Origin of the sequence: Prescottella soli (genome assembly GCF_040024445.1) — a bacterium.
In the GTDB taxonomy this organism is placed as follows: Bacteria; Actinomycetota; Actinomycetes; order Mycobacteriales; family Mycobacteriaceae; genus Prescottella; species Prescottella soli.
Genome location: NZ_CP157276.1, coordinates 5,282,453 through 5,301,955 on the forward strand (window position 1 = coordinate 5,282,453; position 19,503 = coordinate 5,301,955).

Sequence of the window (19,503 nt, forward strand, 5' to 3'; positions counted from 1 at the left end):
CCGGCCGCATCGCGGCGGCCGGACAGCATGGGACGGGTAGACAGTTTAGTGTGTCGTCCGAGATTATCCGGCAAGCCCTGCCTCCGAGCGGCCGCAGATGCGCTGCGCAGCCAGTTTCCCCGAGATCAGGACGGTCGGCACCCCGACGCCGGGGGTCGTTCCCGATCCGGCCAGAACGATGTTCGTTCCGGGTGAGGCCAGGTTGCGGCGCCGGAAGGGCCCTGTCTGCCTGAAGATGTGCGCCGGCGCGAACGGACTACCGGCCGCCATGCCGCGTGCAGCCCAGGTCACGGGCGTATCGATGTGATCAACGACATAGTCGCTGGTGATCCCGTGGTAGCCGCGGGACTCGAGGGTCTGCAGCAGCTCCCGGCTGTACGCGCCCGTGAGTGCCCCCCAGTCGAGCGGGGCGCTGTCCAGGTTGGGGCACGGCGCCAGCACCGACAGCGGTTCGTGGGGAACGCCGTCGCGGATGACCTCGAGTCCGGGGTCGGTGACCGCGGGCCTCGTGACGAGCAGCGACGGGTCGCTCATCAGGCGACCGTGACCGGGCCGGGCCGCAATCTCGGCGAACGTGCGTTCCCACTCGGCACCGAAGTCGATCGTGTGGTGATGCGCCGCGCCCCACCGCGCCGTCGTCGCTCGCGGGACCGTCCCGTGCAGGACCACCGCGGAGGGCGAGATGCGCTGTCGGCGCGGACGCCGCGTGCGCAGCAGATCGTCGACGATCGGCAGGTCCGGGGTGAGCACCAGGGCGTCGCACGGAAATGTCAGGCCGTCGGCGGTGTGCACCGCGCGGGCCCGCCCGCCGGAGCGCTCCACACGGACGACGTCGGCGCCGAAATGCAGGTGCCCGCCCGCCGAGGCGAACGCGTCGGCCATCGACTCGGCGATCGCGTGCATGCCGCCCTCGGGGAACGAGACGCCGAGCGAGGTGTCCATGTGGGCGATCGCGCCGTACACCGCGAGCGCCTTCGCCGGGGCCACGCCCGCGTACAGGGCCTGGAACGTGAAGATCCGGCGCAACCGCGGATCGGTGATCCGGCGGCCCACCTGTCGGCCGAGCCGGCCGAACCCGCCCGCCGCCAGGAGGCGCGCCAGGTCGGTCGCCGACTTCCGGGTCGAGAACAGGTCCAGCGGCGAATCGAAGTTCGCATCGATGAACGTGTCGAACTCGGCGTCGAACACCCGGGCCAGCCAGCGGCGCAGGTCGAGGTACCGGCGCGCCTCGTCCGGCCCGCAGGCGCGCGCCACCTCGGCGGCCATCCGCTGCGGGTCGGAGTGCACGTCGATCGCCGAACCGTCGGCGAACCGCGCGTGATACGCCGGGTCCAAACGGTGCAGGCGGAGCGGGGGAGTCGTCGTGTCGAAGTCGGCACCGACCGCGGCGAGCGCGCCGCGCACCAGTTCCGGCATCGTCAGGACGGTCGCGCCGTTGTCGATGACGTACCCGGGCCCGCGATACGTCCCGACCCGGCCTCCGGGACGAGCGTCGCGCTCGAGCAGCGTGACGTCGCGGCCGCTACCACGCAGGTACAGCGCGGCCGACAGCCCGGCGAGCCCGGCGCCCACCACGACGACGCGGTCGGTCACCCCACGGACGGTACGAACTCCCACGTCGATCAGGCGTCCCGGCGGGTGACCGCGATCGCCATCTCCCGCAGCCGACGCTTGCCGTCCTCGGTCGCGGTGCTGCCATCGAGCGCCGCGAGCGCACTGTCGGTGAGCTCGGCGATGCGGCGCTCGGCGTCCTCCACCGCGCCCAGGTCGGTGATCACCGATCGCAGCCGTTCGACCTGCGCGTCGGTCAGGTCGGTGCCGATCGCCTCCCGCAGCACCGCCGCGGCCGCCGGATCCGTCTCGTCGGCGCGCTGGAGCGCGACCGCGAACAGCACGGTGCGCTTGCCGGCCCGCAGGTCGTCCCCGGACGGCTTGCCCGTCACGTCGGGATCGCCGAACACGCCGAGCAGGTCGTCGCGCAGCTGGAACGCGACGCCGATGTCGGTGCCGAACGTCCGGTACGCCTCGACGAGGGCGGCGTCGGCGCCGGCGATCGTCGCGCCGAGGTGCAGAGGGCGCTCGATCGTGTAGGCCGCGGTCTTGAACCGGTTGACGCGCAGCGCGGACTCCACGGACTCGTCCGCGCGCACCTCGTTGCTGATGTCGAGGAACTGACCACCGAGCACCTCGGTGCGCATCGCCGACCACACCGGGGAGATGCGGGTGAGGGTCTCGTGGTCCAGCCCGGCCTCGCGGACCATGTCGTCGGCCCACGCCAGCGCGAGGTCGCCCAGCAGGATCGCCACGGCGCGACCGAACTCGGCCGAGCCGCCGCTCCACTGCTGCGCGCTGTGCTGCTCGGCGAACTCGACGTGCACGGTCGGGTACCCGCGGCGCGTCGTGGACGCGTCGATGATGTCGTCGTGCACCAACGCGCACGCCTGCACCAGCTCGAGCGCGGCCGCGGCCTGCAGCGCGGCGGGTGCCTGCGGGCCCTGCGGGTCGCCGCCGGCACCGAGCCAGCCGGTCCACGCGAACACCGGGCGCACCCGCTTGCCGCCGCGCAGGACGAAGCTCTCGAGCGCGGCGACGGCATCGGCGTAGCCGCCGCCGACGGCCCGGACCGTGTCGGCGCGGGAGGCGAAGAACCCGCGGAGCGACTCCTCGACCAGATCGGTGAGCGGCGGGGTGGACTGGGTCGGGCGAGTGGACTCACCGGCTCCGGCGGACAGGACTGCCTCCAAATTGACTCGAGGACTCGATGTCGAGCACAGACTGCTGCGCGGCGGCCAGGCCCGCGCGGAAAAAGCCTCGCCCCCACCTTAGTGGTCGTCGCCGACGGTCCCCGAAGCGGTGACCGAGGCCCGAGCGTCGACGCGATGCGGGCGGCCAGCGCTGGTCAACCTATGCTTGGTCGGTGACATTCGATGCCGTTCGGGGGCGCAACAGCGCGGGTTGGGTGACCCAGACCCCTTCGATCGTGGACCGTATCCGCTCGTCCGACAGCGGTCGGATCCCCTTCTCGGTCGAGTTCTCGCCGCCCCGCGACGAGGCCGCCGAGGCGCGGCTGTGGCGCGCCGTCCGTGCGTTCGAGCGGCTGAATCCGGCCTTCGTGTCGATGACCTACGGCGCCGGCGGTTCGACGCGCGATCGCACCGTACGCGTCACCGGGCAGATCGCCGAGGAGACCACCCTGCTGCCCGTCGCGCACCTGACGGCGGTCGGGCACAGTGTCGACGAACTGCGCGCGATGTGCGGGGCGTACGCCGACCGGGGGATCAGCAACATCCTGGTGCTGCGCGGCGACCCGCCGGGCGATCCACTCGGCGAGTGGGTCAAGCACCCCGAAGGTGTCGAGTACGCCGAGGACCTCGTCCGGCTCGTGCGGGACATGGGTGACTTCCATGTCGGTGTCGCGTCCTTCCCGGAGGGCCACTACCGGGCGCCGGATCTCGAGCACGACACCAAGTACCTCGTGCAGAAGTTGCGCGCCGGCGCCGAGTACTCGATCACCCAGATGTTCTTCGACGTCGAGGACTACCTGCGGCTGCGCGACCGGGTCGCGGCATACGACCCGGAGCAGGGCGAGAAGCCGATCATCCCGGAGATCATGCCGATCACGTCGCTGCGCTCGGCCCGCCGCAGCCTCGAGCTGTCCGGGTCGCGCCTGCCCACCGAGCTCGACGAGCGGCTGCGCCGCGCCGCCGGTGACGGTCCGGAGGAGAACCGTGCCGCGGTGCGCGAGATCGGCATCGAGATCGCGACCGAGATGGCGGAGCGGCTGATCTCCGAGGGGGCGCCGTGCCTGCACTTCATCACCCTCAACTTCGCCCGCGCCACCAGCGAGGTGCTCGCCAACCTGGGAATGTCGGCGTCGGCCACGGTGTGACGCCGCCCAGGCCGTCCCGGCTCAGGTGACGGCCCGGCCCTTCCACCGCAGCCGTCCGCGGTGGCGCTCACGGTGCGAGGCAGCGGTCAGGTGGATCAGCCCGACGATCGACGCCGGGTGCGCGAGCGCGTCCACCACGTCCCCGACGCCCGGGCGGGCGCCCGTCTCGACGGCGCGCGCCGTCAACCTCGACACGGCGGCGGCGGCGTACCCCGCCGCGCCCCACGTCCGGGTGCGTCCGCGCCCGAACACCGCGGCCGCCGGTGGCAACAGGTACGCGAGCGCGGCGACGCCCGACACCGCAGCCGACCCGGCGGGGGATCCGAACGCCGTCCACAACCACCGCGTGTATCCCGCGCGCAGCGCCGTCGGACTCGTGTACATCCGGCACGACGCCAGGTGCTGGGCGGCGGCCACGGCGGTCCGCTCGCCCCGACGTCGCAGCGCCCGCGCGATGTCGAGGTCCTCGGTGAGACTGTCCGCGACGGCGGCGTGGCCGCCGAGGCGGTAGTACGCGGCGGCGTCGAACACGAGGAACTGCCCACACGCGACGACCATCGACGGGCGGATGTTGCGGGCCGCGACCGCGGTGGGCAGCGACGCGAACCACGACCAGCACAGCAGCGGCTGGATCAGGCGTTCGACGGTGGAACCGGCGTCCTGCCGGGGCCACGGAGACAACAGGTCGGCGCCGCTGCGGCGCAACTCGGTGACCGCGGCCGCGAGAGCATCGGATTCCAAGCGGACGTCGGCGTCGAGGAACACCAGCACGCCGGGCCGTCGCGGATCCATCAGCCGTGTCGCGTGCTCGGCGGCGCGGCGGCACGCGGCGGTCTTGCCGAGCCAGCCCGGCGGCGGTGCGTCGGTGCTGCGAATCGTCGCGAATCGGCCGTCGCCGTCGAACGCCTGTCGGGCGACGTCCGCGGTCGCATCGGTGGAGTCGTCGTCGAGGACGAGGACCCGCAGGGTGCTCAGTCCGCGCTGGCCGCGCAGGTCCGAGACGAGTGCGCCGATCCGATCTGCCTCGTTGCGGGCGGGCACGACGACGGTGACCGGCTCGGTGATCGGTTCGAGGACCGGACCGGCGTGCAGTCGGGGCAGCGTGGCTGCGTTCGCGGCGGCGACTGCCGCGCCGGCGATCGCCAGGCCGGCGCCGACGCGCGTCGCCCCGGCGACGGGGTCGAAGCGGTGGAGCGGTGGAACCACGAGGTGCAGGATCACCGCGCCGACGTCGTGACCGGTGTCTTGGCGGGAGGTCCCTGCGGCTTCGTGCGGTTGCGTGTCGCCCACGCCATCACGCCGACGATCGCCGCGACCGCGACCGCGACACCGGCGGCCATCCCGGCCCAGCCGGCGAAGCTGCGGGTGGCGGGATCGGCGTAGCGGACCTCGGCGCGCAACGTGCTGACGTCGCCGGCCGGCAGCTTCCACGTGATGGTCGACTCGCCCTCGCGGGTGCCGTTGGTGGTGGCCACCCGGGCGGGGAACGCGATCGTGAACTGCACATCGGTGCCCTGCGCGGGGACGTTCTCCAGATCGACGCGGCCGTCCAGCGTCACCAGGTCGCCGGCGCGCCGCAGCGACAACTGCAGCGCGGTGCCCGTCTCGCTGTACATCGAACCGAGCTGCTGGATGTCGCCGAACGACAGGCCGCTGAAGAACGCCTGCGTGCCGACGTAGCCGTCCTTGCGGTACTCCTGCACCCGGATCCGACTGGAGAGCGAGTCCGGTGGGGTCAGCTGCGGACCCTTGTCGTTCTCGTCCTTCGGCACGGTGGCCGCCACGATCTGACCGGAGACCTTGTCGTCGGCGGACACGCCCATCGACACCTGGACTCGGAGGCACCCGGCGAGCAGCGGAACGAGGAGCAGCGCGAGAGCTGCGGTGACGAACACGCGGAGGCGGGAGCGGGAACGGACCGAGGGGCCAGATGTGGACGACTGCACGGGGAACATCGTGCCAGGTATGGCGAGATCATCGTGCAAGGCACGGATATTCGTGTCAGGCCGCGGGCGTAGTGTCCGATTCGGCGCTGTGCGAGCCCGCCGATCGCAGCAGCAGTGGGGCGCCGACGACGCCCATCGCCACCAATCCGTAGACCGCCGAATACCGCAGTTCGGGCGCGTCCAGGAACACCGCGTGTGCGAGGGCGGACCCGAGCCACGTCCACAGGAACAGCGCGATCGGCACGGCGTCGCGCGCGAGAGATGTCGGCGCGGGACGAACGCGACGGTCGAGCAGGTCGACGAGGATCGTCATCACCGCGGCCACGACCACCCAGCCCGCGTAGTTGGTCAACGGGATGTGTTCGATCCCGGCCAGTCCGGCGTCGGTGACGCACCACCGCCATTGCCCGTCCGCGACCATCTGGGGATCGAGGTAGAGGTCCCAGCCGACGACGCCGACGGTCGCGAGGGCGATGCGCGGCAATCTGCTGCGGGTGATCAGCGACGCGGCGCACCACACCGGGTAGAAGCCGGCCGTCCACGCGAGTGGCACCACCAGCGGCACGTGCGCGATCGCCGGCCCAAGCCGTCCGGACGCGTATTCGTAGCAGCCGTACGGGATTCCCGTCGCGACCCCGACGATCTCCGAGGCCAGTCCCATCCCCGCGGTGGCCAGCACCATGCCCGACGCCCACCGACCGCCCCGGACAGCGACGGCATGCACGATCGACGCGGCGGCCAGCAGCGCGACCACCGCGACGGTGACGAGGTCCCGGGACCGACCGTCGACGAGGGGATACGCGATCTGCGCCGCGATCGCCGTCGCCGCGATGATCGCGGACGCTCGCACGAGCGGGGGCGCGGTCCTCATCGGAAGGTCTTGCGCAGCACCCGACGTAGTCGTCCGCCGCGGGCGTCCGCGAGCGCGACCCGGGCCGCGCTCCGCCCGCTCGATCCCGACACCCCGCCGCCCGGGTGCGTCGATGCGCCCGTCAGGTACAGGGTGTCGGCGTTCGGGACGCGGTGCGCGCCCAGTTCCGGAATCGGCCGCCACATGAACATCTGGTCCAGCGACATCTCCACGTGCATCACGTTGCCACCGATCAGGCCCATCTCGCGTTCGATGTCGGCTGGTGTCTGCACGAATCGGTGGCGGACGCTGTCGGCGAACCCGGGCGCCAGGGCGTCGACGTTCGCGACGATGCGGTCGGCCTCGCTCTCGCCGAGATCGGCCCAGCTGCGGCCGCCGGAGAGTGCGTACGGGTGCCACTGCGACCACAACGTCACCTGGTGCTCGCCGGCGGGGGAGATCGTGGGGTCGATGCCGCTGAAGCTCATCGCGAGCACCGCCGGTTCCGGCGGCAACTCCCCGGCGAGCGCGGCGCCGTGTGCTGCCCGGAGTTGTGCGCGGTCGGAGACGAGCAGTTGCAGCCCCGACGTCGCAGTAGCCCCGGTGGGTGCGCTCGGGTACGACGGCAACGCGTCGGTGCCCAGCCGCAGCACCATCCCGATGCCCGGGCCGACACGGATCCGCCGACGCCACCCGGCGAGCGTGTCCCGGTCGTATCCGCCGCGTTCGAGTAGGTCGAGCGTCGTCAGCACGTGACAGCCGGCGACGATGGCGCGGGCCCGGACGCGACGGCCGGACTCCGTGACGACGGTCCACCCGTCGTCGTCGCGGCGGAGCTCGGTGACACCGTCTCCGAGCGTGACAGTGCCGCCGTCGGACTCGAGACGCGAGGCCAGCGCGGCCGTGAGCGCGCCGCTGCCGCCGACCGCGCGACCCGGCGGAAGCGTGTGCATCAGTGCCGCGAACCCGACCATGGGGGCGGTACCCGGCTCGGACATCGGCGGACCCGACTGGGCGCCGAACCACGCGAGGGCGGCCTTGAGCGGTTCGCTGTCGAAGTACTCGTCGAGCAGCGCGTCGCCGGTCGTGAGGAACTCCCGCGAGATCGCGCTGCCCCCGCCCGACGTGTCCAGCCCCCAGAACGAGCGCAGCAGGTGTCCGCCGGTCGGCGGCGCCGAGAAGGCGCGCATGACGCGCTCGGTGCGCGGGCCCCACGTCTGCACGAAGCGCCGGTACGCTTCCGCGTCGGCGGCGCCGCAGGATTCCTCGATGGACCGGCACGTGCGATCCAGGCTGCGGTGGAACACGATGCCCGGTCGGCCCGAACCGGCGGGGGCGGGCGCGAACGCCCACGGATCGCAGTCGATGTAGCGCAGCCCGTGGGCGGCGAGATCGAGTTCCTCGATGATCCCGGTGTGGCGGATCATGATGTGCGCAGACGATCCTCGGTCCACCCGGTGCCCGGGGAACCGCTCGACCGTCGAGACCGCGCCACCGAGCACGGTGTCGCGTTCGAGAACCTCCACCGACCAACCCGCGCGAGCGAGGTAACAGGCCGACACGAGGGCGTTGTGGCCCGAGCCGACGACGATCGCGTCCATCACAGCGGCAACCCCCGGCCCAGCACGGCGAACGGGCGGCGGTCGCCCGCGAAGGTGAAGTGGCGGACGACGTCCCGGAAACCGGTGCGCCGATACAGGCGCCACGCCCGATTGTTCTCCTGGTCCACCTCGGGGGTGGACAGGAGCACGCCCCGTTCCGGCCGGTCTTCGAGAAGCCGCCGCAGGAGCTGTTCGCCGAGCCGGTGCCCCTGTGCACTCGGGTGGACGTGCAGTTCGGTCAGCTCGAAGTAGTTGCCCAGGACGTACTCGATCTGGTCGCGGCTCCAGCCCGTCGCCTGCATGCCGTGCCGTACCTGCTGCTGCCACCACTGGTCGGGGGAGCCGCGGTAGCCGTACGCGATCGCGACGAGGGGAGCCGGCCGGTCCGGATGCGTCGGATCGGCCTGGACAGCGCCCACCGCGCGCCAGCCGGGCCGTGCCGTGTGCTCGGTCCACATCGGCGCGCGGTGGTACTCGGTCCCGCGGGGATAGCCCATCGCGGCCACGTAGATCGCCAGCGCCTCCGGCAGTCGAGCGCGCATCTCGGACACCGACAGATCGACCACGACCGGCGTGCCGGGAGTCGTGCCGGGGCTCTCGCCGGGGCTGCCGGTGCTGTCCATGCTCGGGCTCACCCTCTTCTCTCTTGACGACGTGTCGGTGGGGCCAGCTATATTGAATAGGTCGAACACGTGTTCGATATCGGCGATCCGGTGATGTTCGAGGGAAGCGAATCATCGCCGGATCGCCGGCCCTGAACTTCGGAGCGGTGGGAGGTGCTCGGAGTCGTGTCGGAAGTCGAGTCGGTCATACCGGTCGCATCGAGGATGCGGCCGCGGACGTCGTCGGGAATGTCGGGGGGCGCGGTCGGATGCGGATCCTCCGACTGGCCACCGGTGTCGATACAGGCGGTGACATTGCTCCGGCGTGCAGACCGTCTGTTGTCGGAGGCGGCGGGCGCGGGGGAGTCCGCGGAGCGCTTCCGTTGCGCCTATGTCGCGGCCCTCCGGGGCGCCGCGGCTGTCCTCGCCGCGGCGGACGGGAAGGCGCGCGCCGCGTCGCGACGGCCGCACTCCCGAAGTGCGTGGGTGCTCATGGCGCGCGCGGCCCCGGAGTTCGCGGCATGGGCCGACTACTTCGCCGAGCACTCGGCCTTGCGTGCGTCGATCGAGGCCGGCGTCACGCGGGCGATCGCGGACGTCGATGCCGACGGGTTCTACGGAGCGGCGGGGCGGTTCCTCACTGAGGTGGAGGATTTCCTGGCGGAGGTGGGCCGAAAAGACGGTGATCGAGGTATCTTGGCACCGCGTTCGGTGGGTGATTCCGGACACGTTCGTGGAGTGGCGGGTCGCGGCGCCCCAGATCGTCATCGATTCGTCGGCAACTCGTCGATGGAGTAGGTGGTAAGGGGCCGACTCTCCTCGTATTATTGAATTCAGGTAACCGTCAGTCCGTTACCCACCTCGCCGCACCGCGGATGAGGTGCCAACTCTTAGTGCCGGGGGAGGTACCGTGCCACTCTCCGAGCACGAGCAGCGCATGCTCGACCAGATCGAGAGCGCGCTCTACGCCGAGGATCCCAAGTTCGCGTCCACTGTGAGGGGCGGGCGAATGCGTGCCCCCTCCGGTAAGCGTCGGTTGCAGGCGGTGGCCCTCTTCGTTTTGGGTCTCGTTCTCCTCGTCGTGGGCGTGGCTGTGAATGTGAGGTTGGGCGAATTCCCGATCATCAGTCTGATCGGATTCGTCGTGATGTTCGGTGCCGGAATCCTCTTTCTCCTCGGCGGGGGAAAGAGCCATCTGGCGGCGGTTCCCGACGGGGACGGCTCTCCGGGCGCGTCGGGCGGATCGCATCCGCGTAAGTCCCATGGCGGTAAGAAGTCGGGTGGCGGCTTCTCTTCCCGCATGGAAGATCGATTCCGTCGGAGATTCGATCAGGAGTAGATCGTAGGTTTTCGAAACGGTGATGGCGTGGCCCTCGGGTCACGCCATCACTGTTTTCTCGCCCCTCTTTCGTGGGGCCCGGCGGATGCGACACGGACTCCCCACATCTCTCCACCCTGATTCCCCACCGTTCCCCACCGTTGTTCCCACGGCGCCCCACCCGGTGGCGGCGGGAGTCGGTCTGCGCGGTTCACGATTCGGCCGAACCCGCCGGCGGCGCTTGGAGCTGGGAATTCGTTGATCTTGAAATGCGCAGACCGGAGTTGATAGGCGCCCGTGCGCGTGTTCGCCATCACGCCCGGATGTTTCCCCCCACTTCGCCCCGTGGCTGTGAGCTGCACTTATCGGGCGAAACTTGTCAAATCACGGGTCTGATCGGATTGAAAGTGGAGGGAAGTGGGGTAAAGTGGCGGACAGCGGATCGTGCAAGCGACCCGCAAGAAATGCGGGACGGTACCAACCGGTATCGACCCACATGTTCGCCACAGGGCCCCGGTGGGAGGTGTCGAGATGTTTCTCGGTACCTACACGCCGAAGCTCGACGACAAAGGGCGGCTCACGTTGCCCGCGAAGTTCCGGGACGCGTTGGCGGGAGGGTTGATGGTCACGAAAGGGCAGGACCACAGCCTTGCGGTGTATCCCCGTGAGGAGTTCACCGCACTCGCGCGTCGTGCAGCAGCGGCCTCCCGCAGCAACCCGCAGGCACGTGCGTTCGTGCGCGGGTTGGCGTCGGGAACCGACGAGCAGCACCCCGATGCCCAGGGGCGGATCACGCTCTCCGCGGACCATCGCCGCTATGCGGGACTGTCCAAGGACTGCGTCGTGATCGGATCGGTCGACTTCCTCGAGATCTGGGACGCCCGAGCTTGGGAGTCCTACCTCGCGGAGCACGAAGAAAGCTACTCACAAGCCAGAGACGAGGCGCTCGAGGGGATCTTCTAGCCCACCGACGCCGCGAGTGCCGCGAGGCCTCTGCCCGAGTGTGACCCTGACGCACTTCCCCAGCGCCAGGTTCACCACCGGGACCCTGACGCTCTTCCCCAGCGCCAGGTTCCTCGATCGGACAGGGACCTCGAGGCATTCGCTCTCCCCGGAGAAGTGACGTTCGCGAGTTTCGTTGCAGGACAGACCAGCTGCCGACGATTTCGCCAACTCACACCTCCGCCACCCGAACAACGCACACCCGCAGAGTTATCGAGCAGGAGCCGGAGGAATCATGGTCGACGGCGAGGACGACAACCAGTCCGTCCCCGGCGAGTTCGGTCATGTCCCGGTTCTACTGCACCGGGCGGACGAACTGCTGGGGCCGGCCATCACGGCCGACAACCCGCGCGGCGACGGCGCGGTGATGATCGATGCCACCCTCGGTCTGGGCGGACACTCGGAGTACTTCCTGCGCACCTATCCCGGTCTGCACCTGATCGGTCTCGACCGCGACCCGGAGGCGCTGCGCATCGCGTCCGGACGACTGGCTCGGTACGCCGACCGCACGACGTTCGTGCACACGCGATACGACGGCATCGTCGACGCGCTCGACCAGGCCGAGCTCGATTCGATCGGCACCGTGCACGCCATCCTCTTCGATCTCGGTGTGTCGTCGATGCAGCTCGACGAGGCGGACCGCGGATTCGCGTACTCCGTCGACGCGCCGTTGGACATGCGGATGAACCCCACGACGGGGATCACCGCCGCCGAGGTGCTGAACACGTACAGCCACGGCGAGCTCGCTCGGATCCTGAGCACCTACGGCGAAGAGCGCTTCGCGGGCCGGATCGCGTCGGAGATCGTGCGGCGCCGTCAGAAGCAGCCGTTCACCACCAGCGCCGCGCTGGTCGAACTCATCTACGACGCCATCCCGGCCGCGACCCGCCGCACCGGTGGCCACCCCGCCAAGCGGACGTTCCAGGCACTGCGGGTCGAGGTCAACGGCGAACTCGATTCGCTACGGGCCGCCGTCCCGGCGGCGCTCGACGCCCTGGCGGTCGGCGGTCGCGTCGTCTTCATGTCCTACCAGTCCCTCGAGGACCGCGTCGTCAAGCAGGAGCTGACGCCGCTGTCGAAGTCGAAGACGCCCGAAGGTCTGCCGGTGGAGTTGCCGGGCATGGGTCCGGAGTTCCGGATTCTCACCCGTGGCGCCGAGCGCGCGTCCGAGCAGGAGATCGAGGACAACCCGAGAGCAGCGCCGGTGCGTTTGCGCGCGGCGGAGCGAATCGCGAGGAGGGAGACGGCATGACTGTTCAGGTGGCTTCCACCACGCGGGTCCGACGGTCCACCGCGGCGCAGCGGGCGTACGACCGTCGTCGGCAGCGTTCCACGGTGACCGCCGGCGGAGGTGTCGGCGCGGTATCGCCGTCGGCGTCGGCTTCGCGCCGGTCGTCGTTCGGATCCTCGTCGCGCACCTTCGTGGCGCGCGTCCCGTTCGTGGCCACGATCCTCGGTCTGCTGTGCATGGGGCTCGCGACGACGCTGCTGCTCACGACCCGGTCGGCCGAGGACTCGTACCAACTGGCCGACGCCCGGGCGCACAACCAGAGTCTGCGGGAACAGACGGCGGCACTGCAGCGTGAAGTTGCTGCGGGCAATTCGGCCCCCGTTCTCGCCGAGAAGGCGGCCGAGCAGGGGCTGATCCCGGCGAAGGATCCCGCGCGCCTGCTCCTCGACACCGACGGCACCGTGCACGTGATCGGCACCCCGAAGCCCGCTGAGGGCAAGCCCGTCGCGCCGCTGGACCGGACTCCCGCGCCGGCTCCCGCGGCACCGGCCCCGCAGGTCCAGGCATCGCAGCCGTCGTCGCAGGCGGCGCATCCCGCGACGCCGTCACCCACGACGGCGCCCGCCGCACCGCAGTCGGCCAATGACGGTCGAATCCAGGCGCGCGGTGAACAATCGACTCTCGTGACGGTCATCACTCAGCCCCCGGCGGGTGCGCGGCAGTGACCCCCCCGGGTGGACGCGCTCCAGCCCCCCGTCGGCGCAGGCCGGCGTCGCCGCCCCCGCGCAGGTCCCGGGGGCGGAAGGCGTCACAGAGGCGTGTCGATTCGTTCGGGTTCCGACTCAAGTACGGGCGCGCGACCATGCTCGGTGCCCTCGGCGTCGTGGCCCTGCAGCTGTTGTGGGTGCAGGGCGTCGACGCGCCGCGACTGTCGGCGGAGGCGGCCAACCAGCGGGCCACGACCGTCATCCTGCCGGCCGTGCGCGGCGCGATCGTCGACCGCAGCGGAAACAAGCTTGCCTACACCCTCGATGCGAAGGCGCTCACCTTCCAGCCGGTGCGGGAGCGCAAGAACATGGAGGACCTGCGCGCCAAGGACGAGACCGCTCCCGATCCGGAGACCCGGTTGAAGGAGATCGCGCGGGGTATTCACGAGCGACTCGGCGACGCGGCGCCGGAGAGCGATCTTCTGAAGAAGCTGCAGAGCAACGAGACGTTCGTCTACCTGGCGCGCAGCGTCGACCCGGCGGTGGCCGCCGACATCGCCGACGAGTTCCCGGAGGTCGGACTCGAACGGCAGGACATCCGTGAATATCCCGGTGGTTCCCTCGCAGCGAACATCGTCGGGGCCACCGGGTGGGACGGCCACGGTCTGCTGGGGCTCGAGGACTCCATGGATTCGACGCTCGCGGGCAAGGACGGCTCGGAGACGCACGACCGCGGTTCGGACGGTGCGGTGATCCCCGGCAGCCGGCGCGACCTGCAACCGGCGGTCGACGGGTCCACGGTGGAACTCACCCTCGACTCCGATCTGCAGTACTACGTGCAGCAGCAGGCGCAGCAGGCGAAGGACCTGTCGGGCGCGAAGAACGCATCGGTCGTGGTGCTCGACGCGAAGACCTCCGAAGTGCTCGCGATGACCAACGACGGCACCTTCAACCCGGCGATCGGAGTCGGCAACAACCCGCCGACCGCGCAGATGGGCAACCTGCCGGTGAGCTCGCCGTTCGAGCCGGGCTCGGTCAACAAGATCATCACCGCGGCCGCCGCGATCGAGTACGGGCTGACCACGCCCGAAGAGGTGCTTCAGGTACCGGGCTCGATCCAGATGGCCGGGGTGTCGGTCAGGGACGCGTGGGCGCACGGCGTCGCGCCGTACACGACCACCGGAGTATTCGGGAAGTCGTCGAACGTCGGGACGCTGATGCTTGCCGACCGTGTCGGCGAGGAACGGTTCGCCGACATGCTGCACCGATTCGGCCTCGGCCAGGCCACCGGTGTGGGCCTTCCCGGCGAGAGCGCCGGCAACGTCCCGGAACTGGACGAGTGGTCCGGCGGTACGTTCGCCAACCTGCCGATCGGGCAGGGCCTGTCGATGACGTTGCTGCAGATGACCGGCATGTACCAGGCGATGGCGAACGACGGCGAACGCATTCCGCCGCGGATCGTCAAGGCGACCGTCGCGCCGGACGGCACACGCACGGAGACCGAGCGGCCGGAACCGGTGCACGTGGTCAGCGAGCAGACGGCACGCACCGTGCGCGACATGTTCCGCGCGGTGACCCAGAAGGATCCGATGGGTTACCAGCAGGGCACCGGTCCGCAGGCCGCGGTCGAGGGCTACCAGATCACCGGCAAGACCGGCACGGCGCAGCAGGTCGATCCGGTGTGCAAGTGCTACTCGAACTCGAACTACTGGATCACGTTCGCCGGCATCGCTCCGGCCGACGATCCCCGCTACGTCATCGGCATCATGCTCGATGCGCCGGTGCGTGGCGTCGACGGCGGTGGGGGCCAATCGGCCGCTCCGCTGTTCCACAACATCGCGTCGTGGCTGCTGCAGCGCGAGAGCGTGCCGTTGTCACCGGACCCGGGTCGGCGGTTGGTGCTGCAGGCCGACTGACCACCAGCTGGGGTGACGATTCCCACGCGAGCGCGCGAGCTGTACGTGCTGGCTCGTCTGTCGGGCCTCCCCGCCGGTAATCTGACACGTCGATCCGCGTCGAACGTATCGGCGACGATCACGCGACAACCACGAACAGCCTTCCCGTACCCACCGACCGACCCGAGAGGACATATCGCCTGTGCTTCCGAGTCCGCAGCCTTCCACACCGGACACGGCGCCGGGGAGCGGTCTTCGCCCCACGCACCCGCCGCTGACCGATCTCGCGGAGCTCGCGGCGAGGGTCGGTGCCCGGATCGAATGGGTGCCGTCGGTCCCGCTGCGCGGAGGTGAACCGGCGACCGTCACCGGTGTCGAGCTGCGCGCGCAGGCGGTGCGGCCGGGCGACCTGTTCGCGGCGTTGCCCGGGGCGCACACGCACGGTGCCGAGTTCGTCTCGACCGCGCTCGACGCCGGCGCGGCGGCCGTGTTCACCGACGACGCCGGGCTCGCATCGGTCGCCGCTCGTCTCGGTTCCGTCGGCTCGGTCGTGCCGCTCCCGGTCGTCGTGCATCCCGATCCGCGCCGCGCGCTCGGGGAGGTCTCGGCCACCATCTACGGGCACCCGTCCGAGCAGATGCAGGTCATCGGGATCACCGGCACGTCGGGCAAGACGACCACGTCGTATCTGGTCGAGGCCGGGCTCGCCGCCGCCGGACGGAGCATCGGCCTGGTCGGCACCATCGAGACCCGCGTCGAGGGCCACCGCGTCCCGAGTGCCCTCACCACCCCCGAGGCCCCGCAGCTGCACGCGTTGTTCGCGGCGATGCTCGAGCGGGGCGTCGACACCGTCGTCATGGAGGTGTCGAGCCATGCGCTGGCGCTCGGACGCGTCGACGGGGTGCGCTTCTCGATCGGCGCGTTCACGAACCTGTCCCAGGATCACCTGGACTTCCACAAGGATTTCGACGACTACTTCGGCGCCAAGAGCCGGCTGTTCGCGGCCGACTCGACGGTGCGCGCCGAGCGCGCGGTGATCTGCGTCGACGACGAGTGGGGCGTCCGCATGGCCGCGATCGCGCGCGGCGCGCACCCGGACCGGCCCGACGCGGTCGCGACGGTGTCGACGCGCGCCGCCGGCGACTGGACGGCCGGACCGCCCGAGGTCGAGCCGTCGGGCAGCCAGGTCTTCGCCCTCACCGGACCTAGCGGTGCGTCACGCGAGGTGTCGCTGCGCCTGCCGGGCGACTACAACGTCGCCAACGCGGCACTCGCCGTGGCGGTGTGCGTGGCCGCCGGCGCGGACGCGGATGCGGTGCTCACCGGGATCGCCCGGGTGGATGTGCCCGGGCGGGTGCAGCGCGTCGAGCGTGGGCAGGACTTCCTCGCCGTCGTCGACTACGCGCACAAGCCTGCCGCGCTCGAGGCGGTCATCGCGACGCTGCGCGGTCAGACGGACGGCCGGATCGCGGTCGTGGTCGGCGCGGGCGGGGACCGCGACAGCGGCAAGCGGGTGCTGATGGGGGAGGCCGGTGCCCGCGGCGCAGACCTGTTGGTGATCACCGACGACAATCCGCGCACCGAGGACCCGGGCGGGATCCGGGCCGCACTGGTGCAGGGCGCACTGGCAGTCCCGGTGACCGAGCGCGGCGAGGTCCGCGAGATCGGCGACCGCGGCGAGGCGATCGCCGCGGCGGTCGCTTGGGCGCGTCCGGGCGATGTGGTCCTGGTAGCCGGCAAGGGCCACGAGACCGGCCAGGAGATCCACGGGGTGAAGTACCCATTCGACGACCGCGAGGTCCTGGGAGAGGCGATCGATCGGATCGTTTCCGGAGAAGGCCCCGCACACGGAGGAAACGCATGATCCCGATGACGCTCGCCCAGATCGCACAGGCGGTCGGCGGGACGCTTCACGACGTCGACGATCCGTCGGCCACCGTCTCGGGAACGGTGGAGTTCGATTCCCGTAAGGTCACCCCGGGTGGGCTGTTCCTGGCGTTGCCGGGCGCACGGGTGGATGGACACGACCACGCGGCCGCCGCCGTCGCTGCCGGTGCGGTCGCGGTGCTCGCGGCCCGTCCTGTCGGTGTCCCTGCGATCGTGGTCGAACCGCTCGGCCCGTCGGGCAGCGCGGCGCTGGCCCTCGAACACGACCGTGACGGCTCCGGTGCCGCGGTGCTCGAGGCGCTGGCCAGGCTGGCTCGCGCCAGCGTCGACCGGCTCACGGCCGAGTCGGGGCTGACCGTCGTGGGCGTCACGGGCTCGTCGGGCAAGACGTCCACGAAGGACCTGCTCGCGGCCGTGCTGGCTCCGCTCGGTGCCGTCGTCGCGCCGCCCGGCTCCTTCAACAACGAACTCGGTCATCCGTGGACCGCGCTGCGCGCCGACGCCGACACCCGGTTCCTGGTGCTGGAGATGTCGGCCCGCGGTCGCGGGCACATCGCTGCCCTCGCGAAGACCGCGCCGCCGCGTATCGGTGTGGTGCTCAACGTCGGCACCGCGCACCTCGGTGAGTTCGGGTCGCGCGAGGCGATCGCCGAGACCAAGGGCGAGCTGCCCGCGTCGCTGCCGTCGGCCGCCGACGGGGGCGTCGCCGTGCTGAACGCCGACGACCCGCTGGTGGCCGCGATGGCGAAGCGCACCAAGGCCCGCGTCGTGCTGGTCGGGTTGTCCGGCAACGCCGACGTCCGCGCGAGCGACGTCGAGCTCGACGACCAGGCCCGCGCCAGCTTCACGCTCACGTGCTCGGCCGGCAGCGTCCCGATCACCCTCGCGGTGCACGGTGAGCACCACATCGGCAACGCGCTCGCGGCCGCCGCCGTCGCGCTCGAGTGCGGCGCGACGCTCGAGCAGATCGCCGCGGCGCTCGGCGGTGCGGCACCGGTGTCGGCCCGCCGGATGGAGGTGGCCGACCGCGCCGACGGCGTCACCGTCGTCAACGACTCGTACAACGCCAACCCGGACTCGATGCGCGCGGCGATCAAGGCGCTGGTGTCCATGGCGAAGTCCGGGCGCGGCCCGGCACGCCGGACGTGGGCGGTCCTCGGTGAAATGGCCGAACTCGGGCCAGAATCAGTCGTCGAGCACGACGCGATCGGACGGTTCGCGGTGCGCTTGGACGTGACGAAGCTGATCCTCGTGGGACCGGGCCGTCCCGTGCGCGCGATGTACCAGGGAGCGGTGATGGAAGGTTCGTGGGGTGACGAGGCGGTCCACGTTCCCGACGGTGCGAGCGCGATCGCTCTGCTGGAGGGGGAACTGCAGGCCGGTGACCTCGTGCTGGTGAAGGCCTCGCAGTCGATCGGGTTGTGGGAGGTCGCGGACGCTGTGCTCGCCGCGCCGGTGACGGATTCGGAGGCGTCGCAGTGAGGCAGATTCTCTTCGCGGCGGGCATCGCGCTCGCCGTCTCGATCCTGCTGACGCCCGTGCTGATCAAGGTCTTCTCGCGGCAGGGCTTCGGGCAGGAGATCCGGGTCGAGGGTCCGGCGAGCCACCAGGCCAAGCGGGGCACGCCGACGATGGGCGGCGTCGCCATCCTCGCGGGAATCTGGGCCGGCTACTGGGGCTCGCACCTCATCGGGATCGGCTACGACGCGGAGGGCCCGACGGCGTCGGGTCTGCTGGTGCTGGGCCTGACGACCGCGCTCGGTGGTGTCGGCTTCCTCGACGACTTCATCAAGATCCGCAAGCAGCGGAATCTCGGACTGAACAAGACGGCCAAGCTGGTCGGCCAGCTCGTGGCCGCGGTCCTGTTCGGCATCCTGGCGCTGCAGTTCCGCGGCGGCAACGGCCTCACCCCGGGCAGCGTGCACCTGTCGTACGTGCGCGACATCGCGACCGTGAGCATGGGCTCGATCGTGTTCATCCTGTTCTGCTACCTGCTGGTCAGCGCGTGGTCGAACGCGGTGAACCTCACCGACGGCCTCGACGGGCTGGCTGCCGGCTCGATGAGCCTGGTGCTCGGCGCGTACGTGATCATCACGTTCTGGCAGTACCGCAACGCGTGCAGCACGGGTCCGGGCAGCCTCGGCCCGGCCAAGGGCTGCTACGACGTGCGCGATCCGTTGGATCTGGCGTTGCTGTGCGCGGCGGGCGCCGCGGCCTGCATCGGCTTCCTGTGGTGGAACGCGGCTCCGGCGAAGATCTTCATGGGCGACACCGGTTCGCTCGCGCTCGGCGGCATGCTCGCGGGTCTGTCCATCACCACCCGCACCGAGCTGCTGATGGTCGTCATCGGCGCGCTGTTCGTCGCCGAGGCCGCTTCGGTGGTCATCCAGGTGGCGGTGTTCCGGTCCAGCCGGCGGCGCGTGTTCCGGATGGCGCCGTTCCATCACCACTTCGAGCTGGGCGGCTGGGCGGAGACCCAGGTGATCATCAGATTCTGGTTGCTGGCCGCCATCGCGTCGGCGATCGGTCTGGCGCTGTTCTACAGCGAGTACCTCGCGGCGATCGGGGACTGACA

The 19,503-nt window shown here is 70.7% G+C and carries 17 protein-coding genes; 10 read left to right on the forward strand and 7 right to left on the reverse strand.

From position 1 onward, the window contains the following. Positions 1–63 precede the first annotated feature (63 nt). Both crtI and ABI214_RS24625 read right to left on the reverse strand, forming a co-directional pair. Positions 64–1,626 (reverse strand): phytoene desaturase family protein, encoded by a 1,563-nt coding sequence (gene crtI / locus ABI214_RS24620; protein WP_408586537.1) that lies wholly within the window; start codon positions 1,624–1,626, stop codon positions 64–66. After that, a complete protein-coding gene (locus ABI214_RS24625; RefSeq protein WP_348605030.1) occupies positions 1,623–2,744 on the reverse strand; it encodes a polyprenyl synthetase family protein in 1,122 nt (373 codons plus the stop codon). The genes crtI and ABI214_RS24625 overlap by 4 nt, the downstream gene beginning before the upstream one ends. A 173-nt stretch (positions 2,745–2,917) precedes the next feature. Between ABI214_RS24625 and metF the strand changes: the two genes are divergently transcribed. Beyond that, positions 2,918–3,889 (forward strand): methylenetetrahydrofolate reductase [NAD(P)H], encoded by a 972-nt coding sequence (metF, locus tag ABI214_RS24630; protein WP_348605031.1) that lies wholly within the window; start codon positions 2,918–2,920, stop codon positions 3,887–3,889. A gap of 21 nt (positions 3,890–3,910) precedes the next feature. On the opposite strand, the gene ABI214_RS24635 is transcribed toward metF, so the two are convergent. The 5 genes from ABI214_RS24635 to ABI214_RS24655 are packed head-to-tail and all read right to left on the reverse strand — an operon-like array spanning position 3,911 to position 8,909. Then, complete coding sequence (locus tag ABI214_RS24635; RefSeq protein ID WP_348605032.1) at positions 3,911–5,095, reverse strand: glycosyltransferase; 1,185 nt, start codon at positions 5,093–5,095, stop codon at positions 3,911–3,913. Positions 5,096–5,106: 11 nt separating this feature from the next. Beyond that, positions 5,107–5,844 carry an LppM family (lipo)protein gene (locus tag ABI214_RS24640; protein ID WP_348605033.1) on the reverse strand — a complete coding sequence of 246 codons (738 nt, stop codon included), beginning with the start codon at positions 5,842–5,844 and terminating at the stop codon, positions 5,107–5,109. A 46-nt stretch (positions 5,845–5,890) separates the two neighbouring features. Next, entirely contained in the window at positions 5,891–6,706 is an 816-nt protein-coding gene (locus ABI214_RS24645; RefSeq protein WP_348605034.1) for a carotenoid biosynthesis protein, read from the reverse strand. After that, positions 6,703–8,289, reverse strand: a complete 1,587-nt coding sequence (locus ABI214_RS24650) for a phytoene desaturase family protein (protein WP_348605035.1) — start codon at positions 8,287–8,289, stop codon at positions 6,703–6,705. The genes ABI214_RS24645 and ABI214_RS24650 overlap by 4 nt, the downstream gene beginning before the upstream one ends. After that, positions 8,286–8,909: a GNAT family N-acetyltransferase gene (locus ABI214_RS24655; protein WP_348605036.1), complete on the reverse strand. Its 624-nt coding sequence runs from the start codon at positions 8,907–8,909 to the stop codon at positions 8,286–8,288. Before ABI214_RS24655 ends, ABI214_RS24650 begins: the two co-directional genes overlap by 4 nt. 288 nt (positions 8,910–9,197) lie before the next feature. Here ABI214_RS24655 and ABI214_RS24660 point away from each other — a divergent pair, with 288 nt between their 5' ends. The 9 genes from ABI214_RS24660 (at position 9,198) to mraY (ending at position 19,501) form a co-directional block, all read left to right on the forward strand. After that, positions 9,198–9,686 carry an SAV_6107 family HEPN domain-containing protein gene (locus tag ABI214_RS24660; protein ID WP_348605037.1) on the forward strand — a complete coding sequence of 163 codons (489 nt, stop codon included), beginning with the start codon at positions 9,198–9,200 and terminating at the stop codon, positions 9,684–9,686. Between the two features lie 112 nt (positions 9,687–9,798). After that, entirely contained in the window at positions 9,799–10,227 is a 429-nt protein-coding gene (locus tag ABI214_RS24665; protein WP_348605038.1) for a DUF3040 domain-containing protein, read from the forward strand. A 510-nt stretch (positions 10,228–10,737) separates the two neighbouring features. Continuing rightward, positions 10,738–11,169, forward strand: coding sequence for a division/cell wall cluster transcriptional repressor MraZ (gene mraZ, locus ABI214_RS24670; protein WP_348605039.1), 432 nt, complete (start codon positions 10,738–10,740; stop codon positions 11,167–11,169). Between the two features lie 274 nt (positions 11,170–11,443). Continuing rightward, entirely contained in the window at positions 11,444–12,460 is a 1,017-nt protein-coding gene (rsmH, locus tag ABI214_RS24675; RefSeq protein WP_348605040.1) for a 16S rRNA (cytosine(1402)-N(4))-methyltransferase RsmH, read from the forward strand. Beyond that, the gene (locus tag ABI214_RS24680) at positions 12,457–13,164 is read left to right on the forward strand and encodes a hypothetical protein (RefSeq protein WP_348605041.1); all 708 of its coding nucleotides are present in this window, start codon (positions 12,457–12,459) and stop codon (positions 13,162–13,164) included. Before rsmH ends, ABI214_RS24680 begins: the two co-directional genes overlap by 4 nt. Further along, positions 13,161–15,062, forward strand: a complete 1,902-nt coding sequence (locus tag ABI214_RS24685; protein WP_348605042.1) for a peptidoglycan D,D-transpeptidase FtsI family protein — start codon at positions 13,161–13,163, stop codon at positions 15,060–15,062. The genes ABI214_RS24680 and ABI214_RS24685 overlap by 4 nt, the downstream gene beginning before the upstream one ends. Before the next feature lie 181 nt (positions 15,063–15,243). Next, positions 15,244–16,905 carry a UDP-N-acetylmuramoyl-L-alanyl-D-glutamate--2,6-diaminopimelate ligase gene (locus tag ABI214_RS24690; RefSeq protein WP_348605043.1) on the forward strand — a complete coding sequence of 554 codons (1,662 nt, stop codon included), beginning with the start codon at positions 15,244–15,246 and terminating at the stop codon, positions 16,903–16,905. Continuing rightward, positions 16,902–18,410 (forward strand): UDP-N-acetylmuramoyl-tripeptide--D-alanyl-D-alanine ligase, encoded by a 1,509-nt coding sequence (locus ABI214_RS24695; RefSeq protein WP_348605044.1) that lies wholly within the window; start codon positions 16,902–16,904, stop codon positions 18,408–18,410. Before ABI214_RS24690 ends, ABI214_RS24695 begins: the two co-directional genes overlap by 4 nt. Further along, complete coding sequence (gene mraY, locus ABI214_RS24700; protein WP_348605045.1) at positions 18,407–19,501, forward strand: phospho-N-acetylmuramoyl-pentapeptide-transferase; 1,095 nt, start codon at positions 18,407–18,409, stop codon at positions 19,499–19,501. Before ABI214_RS24695 ends, mraY begins: the two co-directional genes overlap by 4 nt. The last annotated feature ends 2 nt before the right edge of the window (positions 19,502–19,503 follow it).